Source organism: bacterium (genome assembly GCA_027622355.1).
In the GTDB taxonomy this organism is placed as follows: Bacteria; UBA8248; UBA8248; order UBA8248; family UBA8248; genus JAQBZT01.
The window spans coordinates 1-3103 of sequence record JAQBZT010000311.1 but is presented as its reverse complement, the minus strand read 5'-3'; the positions used below and the strand labels follow the sequence as shown (position 1 = coordinate 3103).

Genomic DNA, 3103 nt, shown 5'->3' with positions numbered 1-3103 from the left:
GGCGCCCTCCGCCAGGTTCGAGCGGTCCACCCCCGCATGGGCGCAGACGGCCCCCGAGCGGTGCTCGACGATGAGGGCGCGCTCGGTGGCGATGACAATCTCGTTCGACTCGCGGAGGACGACCTCCACCAGCCGCGCGTCGCGGCCGTCGCGCCCGGCGATGCGAACCGCCTCGGGCGAGGGCTCGACATCGGAGAGCCGCACGAAGCGCCCCTCGGCCTTGCTGACGATCTTCTGCGCGACGGCGAGCACATCGCCCTCGCGAAGGGCGATCTTCTCGCGCTGGAGGGCGTCCGCGATCAGCCGGCCGAGCGGATCGCCCGGCCGCACCTCCGGCAATCCGGCGAGGGGGATGATTTCGATGGCGGTCATCGCTTGGGCCGGGCCTCCAGCCAGGGAGGCGCCGGGGCGCCCGCCTCGAGAAAGGCGTCGAGGTCTCCGGGCTGATCCACATCGAGGCGAAAGCCCGCCCCCTCGTGGATGCGCACTTTCAGACCCGCCGCCTCGGCGGCCGCGCGGTGCTTCTCGAAACTCCCCGGCCCGAACCGGAAGGGAATGGCGTCCGCAGCCGGGGTCCAAAGAGCGTTCGTTCCCCCGTCGGGCGAGGGGGAGAGCAGGACGTGGCCCGGCGCGCCTTTTTCGAGAAAGGCGTCCACATCATCGCGCCCGAGCAGGGGCAGATCGCCCGGGATGACGGCGAGGCTCGCCGCGCCGCGCGCGAGCGCCCAGCCGCGGCCCCGCTCCAGATCCGCGTTCATGTCCCGCCCCTCGCACAGGAGGCCCGCGGCCCCCAACTCTGCCGCGAGCGAGAGCACCTCCTCGGCGTCGCTGAGGACGGCCACCTCGCAGGCGGCCGCCGCCCCGCGCAGCGCCGCGAGGACGCGTTCGAGCATCCAGCGGCCGAGGCCGTCGCGCTCCTCCTCCGAGAGGACCGGGGAGAGGCGGGATTTTCCGGTCCTGAAATCGCGGACCGGAACGAGAACGATGCAGGGCGTCATCTCTTTCTCTCTCGGTGGAGGAGGAATTTTTCGGTAGTGGGTCAGTTTGCGTTTTTTTCTGTCATTCCGAGCGCCCGGAGGCGCGAGGACTCTGCTTTTCGACAAGCAGATTCCTCAGTCGCTGCGCTCCTTCGGAATGACATCGTCAGTCCATTTGTGCAAATTGGTCCACTGCCAATTTTCCCGCCATCATAGCACGGCTGGCGCCACGGCTAGAGCGTGGCCGCGAAGGCGAGTACCTCCTCGGCCAGCCGTTTTTTCGATGGGGTGTCGGTCATGATGGTCTGCAGGGCGCAGGCCCGGATGCCGAATTTCTCGAGCGCGGGGACGAGATGGGCGTCCTGCATGTCCACGACGAAGCCATCGAGGAAGGGCATCAGAATTTCCGCCACCCCCTGCGCCGTGGCCTCGTGGCCCAACCCGGTGAGCATCTCCGCCGCCGGCCCGCGCAGCGCGGCGCCGCCCACGATGGGGCTCACCGCCACCCGCGGCACTTTTGCCGCGAGGAGCCGCTCGCGGATCTCCCCGATGGCGAGAATCGGCCCGATGCTCACGATCGGATTCGAGGGGCAGAAGATGATCGCCCCGGCGCCCTCGATGGCGGCGATGGCCTCGGGGGTTCCCTTCGCCGACTCCGACCCCTGAAAGCGCACCCCCGTCACGGCGGGGCGGGTGCCCCGTGCGACGAAGTAGTCCTGGAACTCGAGCTCCCCCTCCGGAGTCTGGACGCGCGTTGCGACGGGCGCGTCCGTCATCGGGAGAACGCGCGTGGCGATCCCGAGGGCGGCGCAGAGCTCGGCGGTCACCTCGGTCAGCCGCGCCCCCTCGGCGAGCCGCTGGGTCCGGCGGATGTGCGTCGCCATGTCGGCGTCCCCGAGGCGGAACCAGTCCGGCCCCCCGTAGCGGCCGATCAGCTCGAGGGCGCGCGTGGTGTCCCCGGCGATGCCCCATCCCTGCGCGGGGTCGGAGAGCCCGCCGAGGTTGTACATCACCGTGTCGAGATCGGGGCTGATGTGCAGGCCGTGCAGGCCGAGGTCATCCGCCGTGTTGACGATCACCGAGAGCGCGCCCGGCGGGAGCGCCGCGTCGAGGCCGACGGCGAGCTTCGCGCCGCCGACGCCGCCGGCGAGGGCGAGGACCGAAGCGGGGGCGCTCACCGGGTCACCACCTGGGGCGAAGGGGCGGCCTTCGGCAGGGCCGGCGCAGTGGGAAATCCCGCGACGATGAGCGCACGGGGCGACCAGTCGGCCGGCAGATCGAGCGCCGCCCGCGCCGTCTCGGGGCAAAAGAGCGGGGCGCACCGCCAGACCGAGCCCACCCCCTGCGCGGCGAGGGCGAGCATGAGGTTCTGCAGCGCGGCGCCCAGGCTGTGCTCGGCCATCATGTGCTCGTTTTTCTGCTTTTCGGGATCCGCGTAGCGATCCATCCCGGCGAAGGAGAGCGCGGCGAGGATGAGGGCGGGCGCGTCCGTCAAAAGGCGGAGGCTCCCCGCGTGGCGGCGCGCGCGCTCCGCCTCGGGGACGCCTTCTTTCTCCATGTCGCGGAGAAAGTCCCTGCCCATCTCCCCGGCGAGCCGCTGTTTGGATTCCGCCGACTCGAGAACGCAGAAGCGCCAGGGCGAGGTGCCGTGCGGGCTCGGTGCGAGGCAGGCCGCTTCGATGGCGTCGCGGATCGCATCCGGCGGGATCGCCTCGGGGGCGAACTTGCGGTGGGACCTGCGCGCGAGGAGCGCCTCTGCGAGCGAGATGCCGCCCAGGGAGAGAAGGGGTTTCGCCGTTTTCATGCCGCGCTCCAGCCGGCAGGTGCGCCGCCCTGATCGGGGGCGGGCGGGGGCGGGAGCTTGCGCTTCTCGCCGGGCGGCGGCGGGCCCGGATCGCCCAGGATCGGCTGGCCCGCCATGTAGCCGGTGATTTCCACAGGGCGCGGCGCTCCTTCGTAGGCGGCCTCGAAGCAGGCGGCGAGGTCTTCCCCGCTCTTGCCGCTTCCCGCCATGCGCGCCGCGGCGAAGCCGGCCGCTTCCTTGGGGTCGTACTCGGGCAAATCCTTTGCCGTGCCGCTGCGGGGGGCGCCCTCGGGGATGCGGCCCCGCTGCCTCCTGGCGAGAA

5 protein-coding genes are annotated in these 3103 nt (G+C 71.4%); all 5 read right to left on the bottom strand.

What is annotated here, in order from left to right:
* On the bottom strand, positions 1 to 372 hold a 372-nt coding region (locus O2807_14000; protein ID MDA1001614.1), incomplete at its 3' end, for a coenzyme F420-0:L-glutamate ligase.
* On the bottom strand, positions 369 to 998 hold the full coding sequence (gene cofC, locus O2807_13995; GenBank protein MDA1001613.1) for a 2-phospho-L-lactate guanylyltransferase: 630 nt from the start codon (positions 996 to 998) through the stop codon (positions 369 to 371). The genes O2807_14000 and cofC, both read right to left, overlap by 4 nt.
* Before the next feature lie 212 nt (positions 999 to 1210).
* On the bottom strand, positions 1211 to 2155 hold the full coding sequence (gene cofD / locus O2807_13990) for a 2-phospho-L-lactate transferase (protein MDA1001612.1): 945 nt from the start codon (positions 2153 to 2155) through the stop codon (positions 1211 to 1213).
* On the bottom strand, positions 2152 to 2781 hold the full coding sequence (locus O2807_13985; protein ID MDA1001611.1) for a nitroreductase family protein: 630 nt from the start codon (positions 2779 to 2781) through the stop codon (positions 2152 to 2154). The genes cofD and O2807_13985 overlap by 4 nt, the downstream gene beginning before the upstream one ends.
* Positions 2778 to 3103 (bottom strand): hypothetical protein (locus tag O2807_13980; protein MDA1001610.1); only part of this gene is annotated, 326 nt, incomplete at its 5' end. The genes O2807_13985 and O2807_13980, both read right to left, overlap by 4 nt.